At 64.0% G+C, this 18,723-nt stretch carries 18 protein-coding genes; 3 read left to right on the forward strand and 15 right to left on the reverse strand.

What is annotated here, in order from left to right; translation table 11 throughout:
* Nucleotides 1-10: 10 nt before the first annotated feature.
* The 15 genes from X773_RS54525 to X773_RS54595 form a co-directional block, all read right to left on the reverse strand.
* Nucleotides 11-685: an amino acid ABC transporter permease gene (locus X773_RS54525; protein WP_023676829.1), complete on the reverse strand. Its 675-nt coding sequence runs from the start codon at nucleotides 683-685 to the stop codon at nucleotides 11-13.
* Nucleotides 686-794: 109 nt separating this feature from the next.
* Entirely contained in the window at nucleotides 795-1,586 is a 792-nt protein-coding gene (locus tag X773_RS54530) for an ABC transporter substrate-binding protein (protein ID WP_023676830.1), read from the reverse strand.
* A gap of 177 nt (nucleotides 1,587-1,763) precedes the next feature.
* The gene (locus tag X773_RS54535; protein ID WP_023676831.1) at nucleotides 1,764-2,159 is read right to left on the reverse strand and encodes a RidA family protein; all 396 of its coding nucleotides are present in this window, start codon (nucleotides 2,157-2,159) and stop codon (nucleotides 1,764-1,766) included.
* Nucleotides 2,160-2,231: 72 nt separating this feature from the next.
* Complete coding sequence (locus tag X773_RS54540; protein WP_023676832.1) at nucleotides 2,232-3,380, reverse strand: acyl-CoA dehydrogenase family protein; 1,149 nt, start codon at nucleotides 3,378-3,380, stop codon at nucleotides 2,232-2,234.
* A 224-nt stretch (nucleotides 3,381-3,604) separates the two neighbouring features.
* Nucleotides 3,605-4,417: an enoyl-CoA hydratase family protein gene (locus X773_RS54545; RefSeq protein WP_023676833.1), complete on the reverse strand. Its 813-nt coding sequence runs from the start codon at nucleotides 4,415-4,417 to the stop codon at nucleotides 3,605-3,607.
* Nucleotides 4,414-4,884 (reverse strand): MarR family transcriptional regulator, encoded by a 471-nt coding sequence (locus tag X773_RS54550; protein WP_023676834.1) that lies wholly within the window; start codon nucleotides 4,882-4,884, stop codon nucleotides 4,414-4,416. Before X773_RS54550 ends, X773_RS54545 begins: the two co-directional genes overlap by 4 nt.
* Entirely contained in the window at nucleotides 4,878-5,651 is a 774-nt protein-coding gene (locus X773_RS54555; protein ID WP_023676835.1) for an SDR family NAD(P)-dependent oxidoreductase, read from the reverse strand. Before X773_RS54555 ends, X773_RS54550 begins: the two co-directional genes overlap by 7 nt.
* Entirely contained in the window at nucleotides 5,648-7,942 is a 2,295-nt protein-coding gene (locus tag X773_RS54560; protein ID WP_023676836.1) for a bifunctional salicylyl-CoA 5-hydroxylase/oxidoreductase, read from the reverse strand. The genes X773_RS54555 and X773_RS54560 overlap by 4 nt, the downstream gene beginning before the upstream one ends.
* A gap of 138 nt (nucleotides 7,943-8,080) precedes the next feature.
* On the reverse strand, nucleotides 8,081-8,680 hold the full coding sequence (locus X773_RS54565) for a VOC family protein (RefSeq protein ID WP_023676837.1): 600 nt from the start codon (nucleotides 8,678-8,680) through the stop codon (nucleotides 8,081-8,083).
* 80 nt (nucleotides 8,681-8,760) lie between these two features.
* Nucleotides 8,761-9,591, reverse strand: coding sequence for an ATP-binding cassette domain-containing protein (locus tag X773_RS54570; RefSeq protein WP_023676838.1), 831 nt, complete (start codon nucleotides 9,589-9,591; stop codon nucleotides 8,761-8,763).
* Nucleotides 9,584-10,474 carry an ABC transporter ATP-binding protein gene (locus tag X773_RS54575; protein ID WP_031211797.1) on the reverse strand — a complete coding sequence of 297 codons (891 nt, stop codon included), beginning with the start codon at nucleotides 10,472-10,474 and terminating at the stop codon, nucleotides 9,584-9,586. Before X773_RS54575 ends, X773_RS54570 begins: the two co-directional genes overlap by 8 nt.
* Nucleotides 10,471-11,319 carry an ABC transporter permease gene (locus tag X773_RS54580; protein WP_023676840.1) on the reverse strand — a complete coding sequence of 283 codons (849 nt, stop codon included), beginning with the start codon at nucleotides 11,317-11,319 and terminating at the stop codon, nucleotides 10,471-10,473. Before X773_RS54580 ends, X773_RS54575 begins: the two co-directional genes overlap by 4 nt.
* Complete coding sequence (locus tag X773_RS54585; protein WP_023676841.1) at nucleotides 11,312-12,319, reverse strand: ABC transporter permease; 1,008 nt, start codon at nucleotides 12,317-12,319, stop codon at nucleotides 11,312-11,314. Before X773_RS54585 ends, X773_RS54580 begins: the two co-directional genes overlap by 8 nt.
* A gap of 64 nt (nucleotides 12,320-12,383) precedes the next feature.
* Complete coding sequence (locus X773_RS54590) at nucleotides 12,384-13,910, reverse strand: ABC transporter substrate-binding protein (protein WP_023676842.1); 1,527 nt, start codon at nucleotides 13,908-13,910, stop codon at nucleotides 12,384-12,386.
* 107 nt (nucleotides 13,911-14,017) lie between these two features.
* The gene (locus X773_RS54595; RefSeq protein ID WP_023676843.1) at nucleotides 14,018-15,592 is read right to left on the reverse strand and encodes an NAD(P)/FAD-dependent oxidoreductase; all 1,575 of its coding nucleotides are present in this window, start codon (nucleotides 15,590-15,592) and stop codon (nucleotides 14,018-14,020) included.
* Nucleotides 15,593-15,709: 117 nt separating this feature from the next.
* On the opposite strand from X773_RS54595, the gene X773_RS54600 reads away from it, so the two are divergent.
* From X773_RS54600 to X773_RS54610, 3 genes are all read left to right on the forward strand, one after another.
* Entirely contained in the window at nucleotides 15,710-16,501 is a 792-nt protein-coding gene (locus X773_RS54600) for a cyclase family protein (protein ID WP_023676844.1), read from the forward strand.
* 149 nt (nucleotides 16,502-16,650) lie between these two features.
* Nucleotides 16,651-18,222, forward strand: coding sequence for an NAD(P)/FAD-dependent oxidoreductase (locus X773_RS54605; RefSeq protein ID WP_023676845.1), 1,572 nt, complete (start codon nucleotides 16,651-16,653; stop codon nucleotides 18,220-18,222).
* Nucleotides 18,222-18,701, forward strand: coding sequence for a MarR family transcriptional regulator (locus tag X773_RS54610; RefSeq protein ID WP_023676846.1), 480 nt, complete (start codon nucleotides 18,222-18,224; stop codon nucleotides 18,699-18,701). The genes X773_RS54605 and X773_RS54610 overlap by 1 nt, the downstream gene beginning before the upstream one ends.
* The last annotated feature ends 22 nt before the right edge of the window (nucleotides 18,702-18,723 follow it).

An 18,723-nucleotide genomic window follows, 5' to 3' on the forward strand; every position in this document is an offset into this window, starting at 1 on the left:
GCTGACAGATTCAGCGGGTCTTTTCGGTTTGAAAGCGGCGTTCAAGGAGGCTGACGAGACGGACCATCGGCCAGAGAAAGATCAGATAGACCAGCGCCGCGCCGATCAGCGGTGAAGGATTGGCATAGAGCGATTGCGCGTTGGTCGCTTCCTTCAGCAGTTCGGGCAGCGCCACGGTGGAAGCGAGCGAAGTATCCTTGAACATCGAAACGCAATTGCTGGTCATTGGCGGAATGACGACGCGGATCGCCTGCGGCAGCACTACCTTGCGCAAGGTCAGCAAGAACGGCAGGCCGAGCGCCTGCGCCGCCTCGAACTGGCCGCGCGGAATGCTCTCTATACCGGAGCGGAACACCTCGGCCGAATAGGCCGCCATGATGATGGCGAAGGCCATCACCGCGGACGTCCACGATGACAGGCGAATGCCGAGGAACGGCAGCGCATAGTAGATCAGGATCAGCACGACCAGCACCGGCATCGCCCGGAAAACGTCAATGTAGCCGACAGCCAGCAGCCGAAGCGGCTTTGGCGCATAGAGCCGCACCAGGCTGATCGCGAGGCCGACGGGAATACCGATGCCGATGCTCATGATTCCGAGCAGCAGGGTGTTCAGGAAACCGCGCAGCAGCGCCGGCAGGCTGGAGACCATGACGTCGGCGTTGAAGAAGGTGTCCAGCAGCGACATCGCAGCATTTCCGAAACGTTTGGCGTCCCGCGACGCTCGAGCCCGAGCCCGAAATCCGAAATCGTGCCGGCATCGAAAGCCGGCACGACATTTAAGCGCGAACTGCCGCTCAGGCCTTCGGCATAGGCATTTCCTTGACGGTCGAGGAATCGGCAGGTGCGTCGCTGCCGAACCACTTCTTGTGGATCGCGGCCAGCGTGCCGTCCTTCTTCATCGCGGTCACCGCGTCGTTCAGCTTGCCGAGCAGCGGGTGGTCCTTGGTCATCATCAGACCGTACTGCTCGCCGGTCTTGATGCGCTCTTTTACGGCGAGATCCTTCATCCTGGTGAAAGAATATTCCAGGCCCGGAATATCGCTGACCGCCGCATCGACGCGGCCGGAGCTGAGATCGAGCAGCAAATTCTGCTGCGTGTCGTAGCCCTTGACGTCACTGAACCCGTCCGCTTCCTGGTGGGCCTTGACCCAGGCTTCGCCGGTCGAGCCGGACAGCACGCCGACAATCTTGCCCTTGAGGTCGGCCTCGGCCTTGATCGGGCTGTCGGCCTTCGCGGCGATGCCCATGTCGGAATCATAGTAGGGCTGCGTGAACGACTGAGACTTCAGCCGCTCCGGCGTGATGGTGATCGACGAGATGGCGACGTCGATGCGCTTCGAGGTGGTGGCGGCGAACAGCGCCTGGAAACCGAGATCGGCGATATCAGTGGTCATGCCGATACGCTTTGCCGCCTCATTGATGATGTCGACTTCGAAACCCTCGAACGTGCCGCTCTCGTTCTTGTATTCAAAAGGCGGATTGGTCGGATAGGCGCCGACATTCAGCGTGCCTTCGGCGTAGGCCGGGCCGCCGGCGATACCGATGGCAGCAGCAAGAAGCAGCAGGTTGCGACGGGTGAAGTTCATTTTCGTTCCCTCTGGTTGTGATGGACAGGTTTGGCCCCGCACGGTTTTGATGCGCCAAGTGACGGGACTGCCGGAAAGCCCTCCCGGCACGGCAGTCGCAAGACATTGGATGCTATCCAAAGTACCGCGCTTTTCAAGGCGAAAGTTTTAAGCTTAAAAAATTGCCACGTGTTGCCGTCACTCCGGAATAACCGCCGTGGCCTGGATCTCAACCTTGGCGCGATCCTCGACCAGCGCCATCACCTGCATGGCGGCCATCGCCGGAAAATGCCGGCCGATCACCTCGCGATAGACCTCTCCGATCCCCTTGAGATTGGCCAAATATTCCGCCTTGTCGGTAAAGTACCAGGTCATCGAGGTGATATGTTCCGGCTTGGCGTCGGCCTCGGCGAGCACAGCAACAATATTGGCCAGCGTCTGCCGCACCTGGCCGACAAGATCATCGGTCTCGAAGCGGCCCTGTCCGTTCCAGCCGACCTGCCCGCCGACGAAGACAAGCTGCCCACGCGCGGCGACGCCATTGGCGTAGCCGACGGGTTTCGCCCAGCCTTCCGGCTGCAGGATGGTGTGCATGTCAAAACCTCCCAATGCTCAAATCCGGTCGCTCAAAACTCGAAGACAATAATTTTCACGCAAACTCCTGTCTCAGGCCGCTCCCATCACTTGTCGTGCAATCACCACCTTCTGCACGTCGGACGCTCCCTCGTAGATGCGCAGCGCCCGGATCTCGCGATACAGGCTTTCGACGATATGGCCCTTGCGGACGCCGTCGCCGCCATGCAGCTGCACAGCCTTGTCGATCACCTCCTGCGCTTTGTCGGTAGCGAACAGCTTGGCCATGGCGGCTTCGCGGGTAACCCGAGCCGCGCCCATGTCCTTGGTCCAGGCGGCACGATAGACCAGCAACGCGGCGGCATCGACATCCAGCGCCATGTCGGCGATGTGGCCCTGCACCATCTGCAGCTCGGCCATCGGCGCACCGAACAGCCTGCGCTCGGCCACTCTTGTGATGCTTTCGTCCAGCGCGCGCCGGGCAAAGCCGAGCGCCGCTGCGCCGACGGTCGAACGGAACACGTCGAGCACGGACATGGCGATGCGAAAACCGTCACCGGGTTTGCCGATCAGCGCCGAGGCTGGAATGCGTGCATTGTCGAAGGACAGCCGGGCGAGCGGGTGCGGCGCGATCACCTCCAGCCGCTCGGCAACGATCAGCCCCTCGGTTTCGGAAGGCACGACAAAGGCGGATAGCCCCTTGGCGCCGGGCGCTTCGCCGGTGCGGGCAAAGACAGCATAAAAGTCAGCGATACCGCCGTTGGAGATCCAGGTCTTTTCGCCGGACAAGAGATAGCTGTCGCCGTCACGCGTGGCCGTCATTTCCATATTGGCGACGTCCGAGCCCGAGCGCGGCTCCGACAGCGCGAACGCCGAAATCGCCTTACCGGCCCGTGTCTTAGCCAGCCAATGCTGCTGCTCGGGCGAGCCGAACAGGCCGAGCGCACCGGTGCCGAGTCCTTGCATCGCGAAGGCGAAATCGGCCAGCCCGTCATGCCGGGCCAGCGTCTCGCGCGTGAGGCAGAGCGTGCGCACGTCGAGCGGTGAGGGGTTGTCGGTATCGAGCGCCGTCGGCTTCAGCCAGCCGTCCTTACCGAGCTTGGCCACCAGCTCGCGGCAGGCCGCGTCGACATCGTCATGCGCAACCGGCAGGTTCTTGGCGCACCATGCCTCCAGCCGCTCCGCCAGATCGCGGTGGCGATCCTCGAAGAACGGCCAGGAGAGGAAGGAACGGTCAGGCATTGCTGCCTCCACAATTCTCCGGCCCTGGCGCTCCACGGCGCCCCCCTCTGTCCTGCCGGACATCTCCCCCTCTAGGGGGGAGATTGGCGGCTTCGCTGCCACGGCTCTCCCTGCGATGTTGGAGATTGGCGAAAGCGGGCCTGATATCCAATCTCCCCCCTTGAGGGGGAGATGGCCGGCAGGCCAGAGGGGGGTGCTGTCCCGCCAGCGTGGAAGCGATCATCTCAATTTCCCTCGAACACCGGCTTCTCCTTAGCCACGAAAGCCGTGTACGCCCGCTCGAAATCGCGGGTCTGCATGCAGATCGCCTGCGCCTGCGCTTCCGCTTCGATCGCCTGGTCGAGACCCATCGACCATTCCTGGTTCAGCTGCGTCTTGGTCATGCCATGGGCGAAGGTCGGGCCGGAAACGATGCGCGCGGCCATGTCGAGCGCGTCGGCCTCAAGCGTTGCGGTATCGACCAGCCGGTTGTAGAAGCCCCAGCGCTCGCCTTCCTCGGCACTCATCGTGCGGCCGGTATAGAGCAGCTCGGCGGCGCGGCCCTGGCCAATGATGCGCGGCAGGATCGCGCAGGCCCCCATGTCGCAGCCGGCAAGGCCGACGCGGGTGAACAGGAATGCTGTCTTGGCCTGGGGCGTGGCGATGCGGATATCGGAGGCCATGGCGATAATCGCGCCGGCGCCGACCGCCACGCCATCGACCGCCGCAATAATCGGCTTGCCGCAATTCAGCATCGCCTTGACGAAATCGCCCGTCATGCGGGTGAAGGCGAGCAGCGCCTTCATGTCCATCTTGACCAGTGGGCCGATGATTTCGTGGACATCGCCGCCCGAGCAGAAATTGCCGCCATTGGGCAGGACCACCACAGCATCGACATCATCGGCGTAGACAAGGTCGCGAAATATGTCGCGCAATTCGGCATAGCTGTCGAAGGTCAGCGGGTTCTTGCGCTCCGGTCGATCGAGCCGGATCTTTGCGATCTTGCCTTCGACCTGCCAGAGGAAATGCTTCGGCTTGCGGCCGGCCAGCTTCGTCATTCCCGTCCCTCCCAATTGCTGCGGAAGGAGGTCAGCATGCCGGTCAGCCGGCGCGCCTCATCCTCGCTCACATTGCCCAGCAACTCGCCGACCCATTTCTCATGCGCGGCGGCGATCACGGCGAAAATCTTCGATCCCTCTTCCGTCAGCCGTACCATCGAGGTACGGCGGTCGCCATTGCGTCGGGCCCGCATCACCAACCCTTCCGAGACCAGCCGGTCGATGATGCCGGTGACATTACCGTTGGACACCAGCAGGAAGCGCGAAAGATCGCTCATCAGCATGCCCTCCGGCGCGCGGTAGAGCGCGGCCATCACGTCGAAGCGTGGCAGCGTTGTGTTGAACTCTTGCCGCAGTCGTTCGCGCAGCTCGGCCTCGATGGTGCGCGAGGCGCGCAGCAGGCGTATCCACAGCCGCAGGCGGTCCTTGCCGGGTCCGGACGGGGCGGGCAGGGGACCGGCTACCATGTCTCACCTCCGGAGATCGAAATCGTCTGCCCGGTAATCGACCGGGCGGCGTCGCCACACAGATAAAGTACCGCGGCCGCAATTTCTTCCGGCTGGATGAAGCGGCCTTGCGGGTTGGTCGCGGCTAGGCTTGTCCGTGCCTGCTCGGACGAGCGGCCGGTCGTTTGGACGATGCGCTGGACGGTGCTCTCCAGCATCTCGGTTTCGACAAACCCTGGGCACACGGCATTCACTGTTATGCCGGACTTGGCGGTCTCGACGGCGAGTGCCCGCATCAGGCCGACGACGCCATGCTTGGCGGCAACGTAAGCTGCGACATAGGGATAGCCTTTCAGTCCGGCGGTGGAAGCGACGAAGATGATACGGCCAGTCTTGCGCACTGCCATGCCGGCCAACGCCGGCTTCACCGTCAGGAACGTACCGGTCAAGTTGACGTCGAGCGTGCGCTGCCAGTCTGCCAGCGAGGTCCGCTGCGCCGGGGCACTGCCGGACATGCCGGCATTGGCAACGACGATGTCGAACGCTCCGCGTGCCGCTTCCGCGGCCTCGTAGAGCGACGCCATCGACGTCTCGTCGGTGACGTCGGCGGCAATGGCGAAGATGGACTTGTTCTCCGCGGCGACCTCGGCAAGCGGCTCCACGCGCCGGCCGCAGATGGTCACGTCAACGCCCGCGCCGGCCAGCGCCAGCGCGATCGCGCGGCCGACGCCGGAGCCGCCGCCGGTGACCAGCGCATGACGCCCCGAAATCGTCGCCGCGGCACTCATACTTTCAACCCCGCTGCCGCTTCGCGTTCGGCCAGCCGGTAGAGCTGGTCGCGGCCGGGCAGATAGGGATCCGGCCATTTGACGCCGCGATCGCCAAGCATGACGGCCGCGTGCAGCGTCCAATACGGATCGGCAAGATGCGGCCTAGCCAGTGCGACGAGATCGGCGCGGCCCGCCATCAGGATCGAGTTGACGTGGTCCGGCTCATAGATATTGCCGACCGCCATCGTCGCCATGCCGACCTCGTTGCGGATGCGATCGGAAAACGGCGTCTGGAACATGCGGCCATAGACCGGTCTTGCCACGGCCGAAGTCTGGCCGGCCGATACGTCGCAGATGTCTACGCCGGCCTCATGCAGCAGCCGCGCGATCTCTACGGCATCGGCCGGCGTCACGCCTTCGATGCCCAGCCAGTCATTGGCGGAGATGCGCATCGAGATCGGCTTCTCGGCCGGCCACGCGGCGCGCACCGCATGAAAGATTTCCAAGGGGTAGCGCATGCGGTTTTCCAGCGAGCCGCCATAGGAGTCGGTGCGCCGGTTGGTCAAGGGCGTGATGAAGGAGGACAGGAGATAGCCGTGCGCGGCGTGGATTTCGAGCATGTCGAAGCCGCAGCGCGCCGCCATCTCGGCCGAAGCGACAAACTGGTCGCGCACCATATCCATGTCGGCGCGGTCCATCGCCTTCGGCACCTGGTTTTCCCGCGACCACGGCACGGAAGACGCTGCCATGACGGGCCAATTGCCTGAGGGCAGCGGCACGTCGGTTCCCTGCCAGCCGAGCCTGGTCGACCCCTTGGCACCGGAATGGCCGATCTGGGCGCAGATCTTGGCCTCGGTTTCGGCATGGACGAACTCGACCAGCCGCTTCCAGGCGACCTCATGCTCGGGCGCATAGAAACCAGGGCAGCCAGGCGTGATGCGGCCCTCCGCGCTGACGCACGTCATCTCGATGTAGAGGAGACCGGCGCCGCCCTTGGCCCGTTCGGCGTAATGGGCGAAATGCCAATCGGTCGGACAGCCGTCGACCGCTTTGTACTGCGCCATCGGCGAGACGACGACGCGGTTCTGCAGCGCCATGCCGCGCAGCCGGAACGGCGCGAACATCGGCGCGCGACGCAGATTGTTGCCCCCGGCGCCGGCCTGGCGCTGGAACCACTCCTCGGCGCCGGCCAGCCATTCGGCATCGCGCAGCCGCAAATTCTCGTGACTGATGCGTTGCGAACGCGTCAGCAGCGAATAGTTGAACTGCACCGGATCGAGGCCGAGATAGCGCTCGACCTCCTCGAACCATTCGAGCGAATTGCGCGCCGCCGACTGCAGCTTCAGCACTTCGGTGCGGCGGGCGTCCTCATATTTGCTAAAGGCGGCCTCGAGGTCTGGCTCGGACTCGAGATAGTCGGCCAGCGCCACCGCGCTTTCCAGCGCCAGCTTGGTGCCGGAACCGATCGAGAAATGCGCGCTCGCCGCCGCGTCGCCCATCAGCGCCAGGTTCTTGTAGGACCAGCGTTCGCACAAGACGCGCGGGAAATTGATCCACGCCGAGCCGCGGATATGATTGGCGTTGGTCATCAGCGCGTGGCCGCCGAGATGACGGGCAAAGATGCGCTCGCAGACGGCAATCGATTCCTGCTGCGACATCGCGCCGAAGCCGAAGCGCTGCCAGGTCTGCTCGCTGCATTCGACGATGAAGGTCGCGGTATCGCTGTCGAACTGGTAGGCATGCGCCCACACCCAGCCATGCTCGGTCTTTTCGAAGACGAAGGTGAAGGCGTCGTCGAATTTCTGGTGGGTGCCGAGCCAGACGAACTTGCATCTACGAATGTCGATATCGGGCTTGAACACGTCGACGAAGGCGCTCCGCGCTTTCGAGTTCAACCCGTCGGCGGCGACAACCAGGTCGTGCCTCTCCATATATGGCTTGGGATCGGCGATGTCGGTTTCGAAGACCAGCTTGACGCCGAGTTCGCGCGCCCGCCGCTGCAGCAACGTGAGCAGCCGCTTGCGGCCAATGCCGCAAAAGCCGTGACCGGTCGAGACCGTGCGCACGCCGTCATGGATGACGGCGATATCGTCCCAATAGGCGAAATGCTTGCGGATCCAGACGGCGCTGACCGGGTCGTTTTTGGTCAGGTTCTCCAGCGTTTCCGCCGACAGCACGACGCCCCAGCCAAACGTATCATCGGCACGGTTGCGCTCGAACACCGTGACCTCATGCGCGGCATCCCTGAGCTTCAGCGAGATTGCAAAGTAGAGCCCGGCTGGTCCGCCGCCGAGAACCGCAACTTTCATCGTGCGATCTCCTCTTCGCTTCTGTTTGTCGAGTTTACGCCTGAGACGGATTAATTCAAGCTTGAAGTTTCAGGATTGAAACAATCCGCCCCAGAAACCCAGCTTGCCGGCAGTTGCGCAGGCCAGGGACGCCCCGGGCTATTTTTCCGGGTTCTTCGGGCTCCACAGCACCGTCTCCGCATCTTTTTCATAGGCCATGCCATTGGGATAGCTGATCGCTTCCAACTGCAAGCCCCAGGGCGCCTGGAAGTAGAGGATGGTCTGGCCGGCCGCCGGGCCTTCGGTAACCGGCAGCGGTCCCATCCGCGTCTTGACGCCCTTGCCGTCAAGATAGGCTTTTGCGGCGGCGATGTCGTCGACATAGAAGGCGATATGGAAGCCGCCTATGTCGCTGTTGCGAGGCGTCAGGTCCTTCTGGTCCGGCGCGGTGTATTTGAACAGCTCGATGTTCGACCCGTGTCCGCAGCGGACCAGGGTGATCTCCTCAATCACCGCCTTGGGATCGACGCCCAGCAGATCCTGCATGAATGTGCCCTTGTCGTCGGCGAACGGGCCGAACGACATCGCCTTCTTGCAGCCAACCACCTCGGTGAAGAAATCGACCGCCTGCTCCATGTCGGGGACGGTGACGCCGGTGTGGTCGTGGCCACGCATGCCGGGAATGGAACTGGCGTAAGCCGTGCCGATGCCTCCCAGCACGGTGGCGGTGAGCACTGCGTAGCGGATTGCATTCTTCATGTCAGTCATCCTCCATCGCGGGACATTTTGCCGGGTGCACGCCTGAGGCCCGCTCTTTAGCGTGCGAATAGGATTGTGTTTCATGCCGGCGCCTTTGCGGCGGGAAGCAGCCAGGCATCATCGATCTCGGGCAGCGGAATGGCGGCGAGGAGGTCGCGCGTGTAAGCCTGCTGCGGCTTCTCGAACAAAGTATCCGTCGCACTGGCTTCGACGATCGCGCCTTCGCGCATGACGATCACTTGCCGGCAGAGCCGCCGGATCACCGACAGGTCATGGCTGATGAAGGCGACGGTCAGGCCCATCTCCGCTGCAAGCTTTTCCAGCAGCGTCAGGATCTGTGCCTGCGTCGACACGTCGAGGCCTGAGACGATTTCGTCGGCCAGCACGAATTTCGGCGACAGCGCCAGCGCTCGGGCAATGCCGACGCGCTGGCGCTGGCCGCCCGACAATTCATGACGATAGCGGCTGGCGAAGCCTTGCGGCAGGCCGACGCGCTGAAGCGCTTCAGCAACTCGGGCTTTCAGATTGTCGCCGAGGCCATTCTGTTTGAGTGGTGCGGCGATGATGCTGGCGATGGTGCGGCGTGGGTTAAGCGACGACATCGGGTCCTGGAAGATCATCTGCAGATTGCGGCGCAGCGGCCGGAGTTCGGCCTCAGCCAGATGCGTGATGTCGCGGCCGTCGAAGATGACCTTGCCGGCGCTCGGCTCCAGAAGCCGCACTAAGGCGCGGCCAAGCGTCGATTTGCCGGAGCCGGATTCGCCGACGATGCCGGTCACCGATCCCTTTGGCAGGTCGAAATCCAGCCCTTTCAGGATCTCGGCCAAGGGCGCGCGGCCGATCAGCGGCTTGCGCGTCATGTCGGGCAGCGCGACCTTCAGCCCACGCACGGAAAACAGCGGCTCAGCCATGCGGGCGCCTCCAGGCCTGATCGGCGGCGGCGATCTCCGAAGCAAGCCCGGCCAGCACCGCCTCGTCCACCGGCTTCAGCGAGGCGAAGGGATCGGTGTAGCGTGGCGTCGCGGCCATCAGAGCTCGCGTGTAGGGGTGCTGCGGAGCGGCGAAGAGAGCGGCCGTTTCGGCCTCCTCGACCACCTTGCCAGCATAGAGCACCGAGACCTTCTGGCTGATCTTGGCGACGACGCCGAGATCATGGGTAACGAACAGGATCGCCGTGCCGTGCTCGCGCTGCAGTTGCGCGATCAGCCGCAGGATCTGCTTCTGCACAGTCACGTCGAGCGCCGTGGTTGGCTCGTCGGCGACGATCAGCCTTGGTTCGGCTGCGAACGCCGCGGCGATCAGCACGCGCTGGCGCATGCCGCCGGACAGCTCGTGCGGATAGCATTTGAGGACACGCTCGGGTTCGCGGATTTGCACCTCGTCCAGCAATTGGCGGATGCGTGCATCGGCCTTCTCGCCGCTCCAGCCGAGGATGCGCACCAGCCGGTCGGTCATCTGCGGGCCGATGCGGCGTGACGGGTTGAGCGCGGTCAGCGGGTCTTGCGGGATCAGCGCCGTGCGCGCGCCGATCAGCGTGCGCCTTGCCTTGGCCTGCAGTTTGCCGAGGTCCTCGCCCTCAAGCAGCATGTCGCCTTCGACGATGCGCACGCTCGAAGGCAGCACGCCAAGCACCGCCTTGCCGATCATCGTCTTGCCGGCGCCGCTCTCGCCGACCAGCGCGCGCACCTCGCCGGGCTCGACGGCGAGCGACACCGAGCGCAGCACGCGCAAGCCATTAGGCAGCACCGCGCTAAGGCTGCGTATGTCGAGGCAGGGTTTCGCCAGCGCGTTCATCGCAGCACCGGATCGAAACGTGCCCTGAGGCCCTCGCCAAACTGGCTGAACGACAGCACCGTCAGGATCAGCGTGACCAGCGGGAACACCAGCACCCACCAAGCCTGATGGATCGACAGGCGGCCCTCGGCGATGATGCCGCCCCAGGTTGGGTCGTCGGTCGAGATCGACAGATTGACGAAGGACAGGATCGCCTCGACGATGACGGCAATGCCCATCTCCAGCGACAGCAGCGCGACGATCGACGGCACCACATTGGGCAGCACTTCGCGCAGCATGATGCCGATGCGGCCGTAGCCGGCGATGCGGGCATTCTCGACATAGTCCATGCGCGACTGGCCCATCGTCTCGGCGCGGATCACCCGGCAGAAGCGCGTCCAGTCGATGACGGCAATGGCAATGATAACCGAGCTCAAGCCGGTGCCGAGCACGGCGACCAGAAGGATGGCAAACAGCACCGGCGGAAACGCCATCCAGACATCGACGATACGCGAGATGATGCGGTCGGCCCAGCCGCCGAAATAGCCGGCGATCAGCCCCAGCGTCGAGCCGACCAGGCAGGCGGCAAGGGCTGCCGCGAAGGCGACGATGAAGGCGATGCGGGCACCGAAGATCAGCCGTGACAGGAGATCGCGGCCGAGACTATCGGTGCCGAGCCAGTAGCCGGGCTCGGCTCCATCGAGCCAGAACGGCGGCAGGCGCTCCAGCATCAAATCCTGCGCCAGCGGGTCCTGCGGTGCGACCAGCGGCGCAAAAATTGCGGCCAGCAGCGCAATCAGCAGCCAGCCGCCGGCCAGCCACAGGCGTGCCCGCGAGCCATGTCTCGAAATGCGGGCCTCATCCATGGCGCAGCCTCGGATTGAGCAGGGCGTACATCATGTCGACGGCAAGGTTGATCAGCACAAACAGCAGCGCGAAGACCAGCACGATGCCCTGGATCAGCGGCAGGTCGCGGTTGATGACGGCATCGATCGCCATGTTGCCGAGACCTTCATAGGAAAACAGTCGTTCGACGATGACCGTGCCGCCGATCAGGAAGGTGAACTGCACGCCGACCAGCGTCAGCGTCGGCAGGGCCGCGTTCTTCAGCGCCTCGCGCAGGATGACCTGCGTTTCCGAAAAGCCCTTTACCCGCGCCAGCACGACGTAGTCGAGGTCGAGCACTTCCTTCAGCGACTGTTTCAGCAGCTGCGAGATGATCGCGGCCAGTGGCAGCGCCAGCGCAATCGCCGGCATCAGCATGTGTGCCAGCAGGTCCCTGGTCAGGTCGAAGCGCAGCCGTACGATGCTTTCGAACAGATAGAATTGCGTGGCGAAGGGCAGGTCGAGCTGCGGCGACACCCGGCCAGAAATGTCGAAGATAGGCACCAGCACGCCGAACAGAAGGATCAGCACCAGGCCCCACAGGAAATCGGGAATCGAGAGTGCCGCACCGCTGGCAATGTCGATGCCGGCTTCGACCGCGGTGCCGCGTTCGCGCGCGCCGAGGATCGCCGTCGTGCCGCCGATCGCCAGCGCCATCACAAGCGCGACGATGGCGAGTTCCAGCGTGGCCGGGAGGCGATTGAAGACCAGCCCAAGCACGTCCTGCCGCAGTGAGATCGACGTGCCGAAATCGCCCCTGACGACACCGGCCAGCCAGATGAAGAATTGCTGGACGATGGTCTTGTCCAGCCCGTAAAGCGCGCGCAGCCGAGCGATGTCGGCATCGGTCGCGCCGGGCGGCAGCATCATCGCGATCGGGTCGCCCGGCGCGACACGGATGACGATAAAGACGACGACGGCCACGCCGAACAGCGTGATCGCCATCGTCAGAAGACGGATCAGGAATCTTTGCAGCAGCATGGTCGCCCGTGGCGGAAAATGCGCGCCGTCATTCCGGACGGCGCGCGGCAAGCCGAAGACTGTCTCAGGCCGGGCTCATCAGCGCCGGCAGAAGTGCGCCCGACACATGCTGCACCACATTGACGCCCTTGGCATGCACGATCGGCTGCGCATACTGGATCAGCGGCAGCACATAGGCCTGTTCGGCGATGTATTTGTCGACGGCCTTCCAGCCGGCAATGCGCTTGGCCTCGTCCTTCTCGCCCCATAGTGGATTGATCATGTCGATCAGGTCCTGGCTGTCCCATACCGAATGCGGGCTTGGGCCATACATGGCAAAGCCGGTCGACGTGGTGGGATCGCCGATGGCATTGCCCCAATTGTAGAAGGCCGCCGGCGCCAGCTTGTCGGCGGCGCGCAGCTCGTAGTGCTTGGCGATCTCGTAGACCTCGATCGTTGCCTCGATGCCGACCTTGCGCCACATGCCGACGATCGCCTGGATCATCTCGTAGTCCTTGGGCTTGAAGCCCTTGGTCGTCTGTATCGTGAACTTGACCGGCTTTTCCGGCGAATAGCCGGAGGCGGCCAGCAGTTCCTTGGCCTTGTCCGGATTGTGCTCCACCTTGATCGACGCATCGTAGGCCTCGTATTCCGGCGTCTCCAGCGTATCGATGGGCTGGCCGTAACCGCGCAGCAGCCGGTCGACCAAAAGCTTTTTGTCGACCGCCATCACCGCCGCCTGGCGCACGTTCTTGTCCAGCATCACGTCGATGTCGTTGAAGAAGATCATGCCGATGTCGGAGACGTTCTTGCATGAGCCGGCAAGTCCATCCTTGGCGATCAGGCGGTCATATTCCTCATAGGGGATTTCCAGCGTCACCTGCGAGGAACCGGACTCGATCTCGGCGACGCGGCTCGCCGCATCGGTGACGAACTTGATGGTTACGTTTTCGAAGGCCGGCTTGCCGCCCCAGTAGTTCGGGTTGGCCTTGAGCCGCAGGAAGGCGTTGCGCTCGAATTTGTCGACCATATAGGGCCCGGTGCCGATCGGGGCTTTCTCAAAACCCTCGGCGCCGACCTTTTCGTAATAGGCCTTCGGCATGATGTAGCCGGTCAGGAACGACATCCACTTGAAATACACCGGGTCGAATTGCACGACGTCGCCGGTGATCTTGTTGCCGTCGATCTTGAAGTTGTTGACGTTCTTCCAGACGAACTGGATCGGGTTGCCGGTCTTTTCATCGCCCGCCCGCTGCAGCGACCAGACCACGTCTTCGGCCGTGAATGGCGAGCCGTCATGCCAGGTGACGCCCTCGCGCACCGTCATCATGATCTTGCTGCGATCCTCGTTCCAGCCCCATTCGGTGAGCAGGCCGGGCGCGAAAGAAAGATCCGGCTTCTGCGGGATGAACTGGTCGAACACCGACTGGTAGAGACCCTGGATGGTCGGGTTGACCGCCGAAGGCCCGGTGGTCGGGTCCCAGGACGGCAAATTGACATTGTAGGCGATGGTCAGTTCGCCGGCAGCCTTGGCGATTTGCGGCAGGCCGAGCGCCGTGGCGCCAAGTGCGGCCGCGCCATATCCGAGCAATTCTCGTCTGTTGATTGTCATGGTCGTTCCCCTGTTGCTTTTATGCGCGGTGTCGTTGTCAATCGGTGGGTTCAGGCTCCTTGGGCAACCGCGCCTTGTCCTCCTTCACCCTAGATGAAAAATGGAGCCTACCTCCCGCCAAGTTGTTGCGCGAGCATGTAGCCCGACGCCGCCCCGGTGCCGGCGCCGGGCCATGTTGCCGCCCCGGTCAGGTGCAGATTGCCGACCGGCGTGTTCCAGCCGGCGTAACCGCGCGCCGGCCGGAACAGGAAATTCTGCGCCAGATGATGGCTGCCGCAGATCTGGTCGCCGCCGACAAGGTTCGGGTTCTCGCGTTCGAGGTCGATGGGCGAGAACACGGCGCGGCCGAGGATCTTCCGACGAAGGCCGGGCGCATAGCGCTCGATAATGTCGAGGACGCGCTCGGCGTAGTGCTCCCTAGCCTCGTCCCAGTGAGCCGCCGCGATCGTGCCCGCTGCATCGCCTGCAATCTCGGCTGGCAGCATGCGCACCTGCACCCAAAGTACGTGCTTGCCGTCCGGCGCGCGCGAGGGATCGACGGCCGTCGGCTGGCCGACGACCAGCACCGGTTCATCCGGCAGCATGCCTGCCATCACCTGCTGGTAGGTCAGCGACATGGCGTCGAGCGACGGCGAAAGGTGCACATAGGCGAACTGCCGAAGCTCGGCGCCGGCGCGCCAGTCCGGCAGATCGTCGAGCGCCAGATGGATCATCAACGTCCCCGGCGCGTGGCGGAATTTTTTCACGGCCGTGTCGAAGCCGGTGTCGCCCGATCCGTTAGGCAACAGTTTCCCGGTCAGCGCCTTGGGCGCGACACCGGCGATGACGGCCTTGGTGGCTGTGTGGGTCTCGCCGGAAGCGAGCCGCACGCCGGTCGCTTTGCCGGCCGAAACCGTGATCTCGGCGACATCAGCCCCGGTGACGATCTTGCCGTCGGCGGCCGTGAGCATGCCCGACAGAGCGCGGATAATGGTGTCGGCGCCGCCTCTGCCGAGCACCATGCCGAAGCGCTGGTTGGCCATGGATTCGAGGTAAGGGAACACCGCGCCGCCGGCGATATCGGGGGCGAAGTCGAGATGCATGCCCCAGGTGGCGAGCGTCGCCCTGACATGCGGTGACTGGAAAGTCTCCTCGAGCCAGGCGCGGGGTGACGAAAGCAGCAACCGACCAGTATCGAGCGCGCCGGCAAAACCCTTCTTGCGCCAGAGGTTCCAGGCGGTGCCGGCGAGCGCACGGCCGCTCATCGGCGAGCCCAGCAGCCGGAACAGATGCTCGGCCTCCGCCGGGAATGCCGCAACCAGACGGCGCCATGTCTGTGCGTCGGCGTCGGAAAAAGCGGCCATGCGCGAGGCGGTCTTTTCCAGGTCGCTGCTGACGCCGAACCAGCGACCGTCGGGGAAGGCGCTGGCAAAACAGTCGGCCACCGGCACGAATTCCAGCCCGTGGGTTTTCAATTCATTTGCATATTTCTTGTGAAAGGCCGAGCCGGCGAACAGGCTGAGATTCATCGCGCCGAAATCGTGCCGGAAGCCCGGAAGCGTCAATTCGCGCGTCTGGACGGCGCCGCCGATCGTTGCATTACGCTCGAAAACTGCCGTTTTCCAGCCTTTGAGCGCCAGATGCGCGGCGCATGCCAGACTGTTGTGGCCTGCCCCGACAAATATGGCGTCGAACTCGCTCACGCCCCGTCCCATTTGCTTTATGCTTAAAGATAATTGCAGATGCATATGTTTTCGTCTAGTAGGATATTAAGGGCCACGAGAGCCTTCAGCACCATCGAGAAAGAGGGAACAGAGACCATGGACACACAACAACTTCTAGGCGAAGTCGCCGGCCAGCTGCTTTCAGGCGCCATCCAGGTGGTCGACCTGACGGCGCCGCTCGGGCCCAACACGCCACTGATCAAGCTGCCGCCGGAACTGGCGGTCGACACGCCGAAGATCGAGATCCACGCCATCTCCGCCTATGACAAGAATGGCCCGTGGTGGGCGTGGAACTGGCTCAAGCTCGGCGAGCATTCGGGCACCCATTTCGACGCACCCAACCACTGGATCACCGGCAAGGATTATCCGGACGGCGCCACCGACACCATTCCGGCGCAGAACTTCGTCGGCCCGGTCAACGTCATCGACTGTTCGAAGCAAGCGGCAGCCGATCACGATTTCCTGCTCACCGTCGATCACATCAAGGCATGGGAAGCCGAACATGGCGCTATCAATCCCGGCGAGTGGGTGGTGATGCGCACCGACTGGTATAAGCGCAACGGCTCGGAAGCCGAGTTCCTCAACGCCAATGAGACCGGACCGCACACGCCTGGCCCGACCGCCGAAGCCATCCAGTATCTGATTAGCAAGGACATCAAGGGCTGGGGCAGCGAGACGATCGGCACGGATGCTGGAAAAGCAGGGGGAATGGAGCCGCCGTTCCCGGCGCATAGCCTGATGCACAAGGCTAACCGCTACGGCCTCGCCAGCCTTTGCAACCTCGACCGGCTGCCGCCGAAAGGCGCGATCCTGATCGCGGCGCCGCTCAAGATCGAGCACGGCACCGGCAGCCCGATCCGCGCGTTGGCGTTGGTGCCAAGGCAATAGGGTAGCTGCGGTCTTCGGGAGAAGATCATGTGCGGAAGTGGCACTGTGATGACGGAGTGGGAGCGGCAGCCTTGCAAAGCTGCGGCTCTACGGCGCCGTAGAGCGCCAATTTCTGCAATTGAACTCCTGCCGGCTAGGAGCACGCATCGATGAGCGCTCCCGATCACATCGTCGTCGGCAGCGGCATCAACGCGCTGGTCTGCTCGGCGATGCTTGGCAGCAAGGGGGCGAAGGTGCTGGTGCTCGAGCGCAACGACCGCATCGGCGGCTGCATGCGCACCGAAGAAATCACCGCGCCCGGCTTCATCCACGACGTGATGGCGACGACCTTTGTCCTGTTCATCACCTCGCCGGCCTATGCGGCGCTGGGCAAGGATCTGGCGCGGCGCGGCCTGGAGTTTTGCAACACCTCCACGCCGACCGGCGTGCTGCGCCCGGACGGCAGCCATGCCGTCCTGCGCACCGATCGTATCGCCAATGTAGCGGCGATCAATGCGCTTGCCGCGGGCGACGGCGACCGGCACGCAAACGATGTCGGCGAGATCGAGCGCAACGCCGGTCTGCTGTTCGGACTGCTCGGTGGCAGCCTGTGGTCCTACCCGACGGCCAGGCTGCTGGCGGGTGAGGCCTGGCGGCGCGGCCCGCGTGGCCTTGCCGCCTTTCTCGGCAGCGCGCTGGTGCCGGCGCGCGGTTGGCTGGAAAGCACCTACCAGTCGGAAACCATGCGCGCGCTGTGGGCGCCCTGGGTGCTGCATGCCGGCCTCGGGCCTGAGGACGCGTTCTCCGGCCAGATCGCCAAGGTCATTGCCTTCGCGCTTGAGGCGGCCGGCGCGCCGATCGTCAAGGGCGGTGCCAGGAATCTGCTGGCCGCCTTCGAGGCCCTGATCAGGGAACGTGGCGGCGAAATCCGCACCGGCGCCGACGTCGCGGCTATTGTCCAAAGCGGAGGCCGCGCCGCCGGCGTGCGGCTGGCTTCGGGCGAAACGATCAACGTGAACAAGAGCGTCATCTGCTCGGTCACGCCGACGCAGCTCTACGAGCGGCTCCTCGGCGACGCGGCGCCGAAAGCCGACGTCGAGGCAGCGCAAAAATACCGCTACGGCAAGGGCAATTTCCAGATCCACTATGCCTTGGACAAGCCGCCAGCATGGCGCGGCGAGGGCCTGGACAAGGTCGCGCTGCTGCATCTGACGCCGGGGCTCGACGGCGTCTCGAAGGCCTGCAACGAAGCCGTGCGCGGCATGCTGCCGGAGGTGCCGACCATGTGCGTCGGCCAGCCGCACGCGCTCGACCCATCGCGCTGCCCGGACGGCAAGGCGGTCCTGTGGCTGCAACTGCCCGAGGCGCCACGGCATATCAAGGGCGATGCCGCCGGCAAACTGCAAACACCGGCAGACGGTCGCTGGACCGAGGCGCTGCGCGAAGCCTATGCCGACCGTGCCGAAGCGATCCTCGCCAGCCATATCGATGGGTTCAAGGACAGCGTCATCGCACGCCGCGCCTGTTCGCCGGCCGACCTGGAAGCGATGAACATCAATCTGGTCGGCGGCGACCCCTATGGCGGTTCCTCGGCCATCGACCAGTCGTTTCTGTGGCGGCCGTTCAAGACGAGCCGCAATCACGCCACCGGGGTCAGGGGTCTCTACCACATCGGTGCCTCGACCCATCCGGGTGCTGGCTTGGGCGGCGGCTCCGGCTTTCTCCTGGCGGGGAGGCTGTGATGGAACAGAAGGTTGAAAAGCGCCAGCGCATCTCGACTTTGGGCCAGATCGGCCTGCAGCAATTCGCGCCCTATCTGATGAACCGCATCATGGGCCGCTACAACGCCACTTTGCGTGACAATTTCCGCAGGCAGGGCCTGACCATTCCGCAGGTGCGCACGCTGGCCGTGCTGTCGGTCACCGATGGCGTCACTGTCAACGATCTCTCGGTCTATACCGTCATCGAGCAGTCGACCTTGAGCCGGACGCTCGACACGCTGGAGGGGCAAGGGTTTGTGCGGCGCGAGCAGGGGGTCACCGACAGCCGTATCCGCCATGTGTTCCTGACCGACGATGGCCGCGCCGAGTTCGCGCGCGCCTGGCCGGCCATGCACGACGCTTTCGAGGCAATGTTCGACGATGTCGACGATGCCGAATACGCGGCGCTGATCGCGACATTGCAGAAGATGCTGAAGAACATTCGCAAGCACGACATCTGATCTTACGCGCCGCCATCGGGGC

Origin of the sequence: Mesorhizobium sp. LSJC280B00, assembly GCF_000502835.1 — a bacterium.
GTDB lineage: Bacteria > Pseudomonadota > Alphaproteobacteria > Rhizobiales > Rhizobiaceae > Mesorhizobium.

Excerpts from the sequence above, each read along its gene's own strand:
- X773_RS54545 (WP_023676833.1), bottom strand. The coding sequence starts at position 4,417 with ATGACGAAGCTGGCCGGCCGCAAGCCGAAGCATTTCCTCTGGCAGGTC.
- X773_RS54610 (WP_023676846.1), top strand. The coding sequence starts at position 18,222 with ATGGAACAGAAGGTTGAAAAGCGCCAGCGCATCTCGACTTTGGGCCAG.
- X773_RS54540 (WP_023676832.1), bottom strand. The coding sequence starts at position 3,380 with ATGCCTGACCGTTCCTTCCTCTCCTGGCCGTTCTTCGAGGATCGCCAC.
- X773_RS54600 (WP_023676844.1), top strand. The coding sequence starts at position 15,710 with ATGGACACACAACAACTTCTAGGCGAAGTCGCCGGCCAGCTGCTTTCA.
- X773_RS54555 (WP_023676835.1), bottom strand. The coding sequence starts at position 5,651 with ATGAGTGCCGCGGCGACGATTTCGGGGCGTCATGCGCTGGTCACCGGC.
- X773_RS54590 (WP_023676842.1), bottom strand. The coding sequence starts at position 13,910 with ATGACAATCAACAGACGAGAATTGCTCGGATATGGCGCGGCCGCACTT.
- X773_RS54560 (WP_023676836.1), bottom strand. The coding sequence starts at position 7,942 with ATGAAAGTTGCGGTTCTCGGCGGCGGACCAGCCGGGCTCTACTTTGCA.
- X773_RS54565 (WP_023676837.1), bottom strand. The coding sequence starts at position 8,680 with ATGAAGAATGCAATCCGCTACGCAGTGCTCACCGCCACCGTGCTGGGA.
- X773_RS54575 (WP_031211797.1), bottom strand. The coding sequence starts at position 10,474 with ATGAACGCGCTGGCGAAACCCTGCCTCGACATACGCAGCCTTAGCGCG.
- X773_RS54580 (WP_023676840.1), bottom strand. The coding sequence starts at position 11,319 with ATGGATGAGGCCCGCATTTCGAGACATGGCTCGCGGGCACGCCTGTGG.
- X773_RS54550 (WP_023676834.1), bottom strand. The coding sequence starts at position 4,884 with ATGGTAGCCGGTCCCCTGCCCGCCCCGTCCGGACCCGGCAAGGACCGC.
- X773_RS54535 (WP_023676831.1), bottom strand. The coding sequence starts at position 2,159 with ATGCACACCATCCTGCAGCCGGAAGGCTGGGCGAAACCCGTCGGCTAC.
- X773_RS54530 (WP_023676830.1), bottom strand. The coding sequence starts at position 1,586 with ATGAACTTCACCCGTCGCAACCTGCTGCTTCTTGCTGCTGCCATCGGT.
- X773_RS54525 (WP_023676829.1), bottom strand. The coding sequence starts at position 685 with ATGTCGCTGCTGGACACCTTCTTCAACGCCGACGTCATGGTCTCCAGC.
- X773_RS54570 (WP_023676838.1), bottom strand. The coding sequence starts at position 9,591 with ATGGCTGAGCCGCTGTTTTCCGTGCGTGGGCTGAAGGTCGCGCTGCCC.
- X773_RS54605 (WP_023676845.1), top strand. The coding sequence starts at position 16,651 with ATGAGCGCTCCCGATCACATCGTCGTCGGCAGCGGCATCAACGCGCTG.
- X773_RS54585 (WP_023676841.1), bottom strand. The coding sequence starts at position 12,319 with ATGCTGCTGCAAAGATTCCTGATCCGTCTTCTGACGATGGCGATCACG.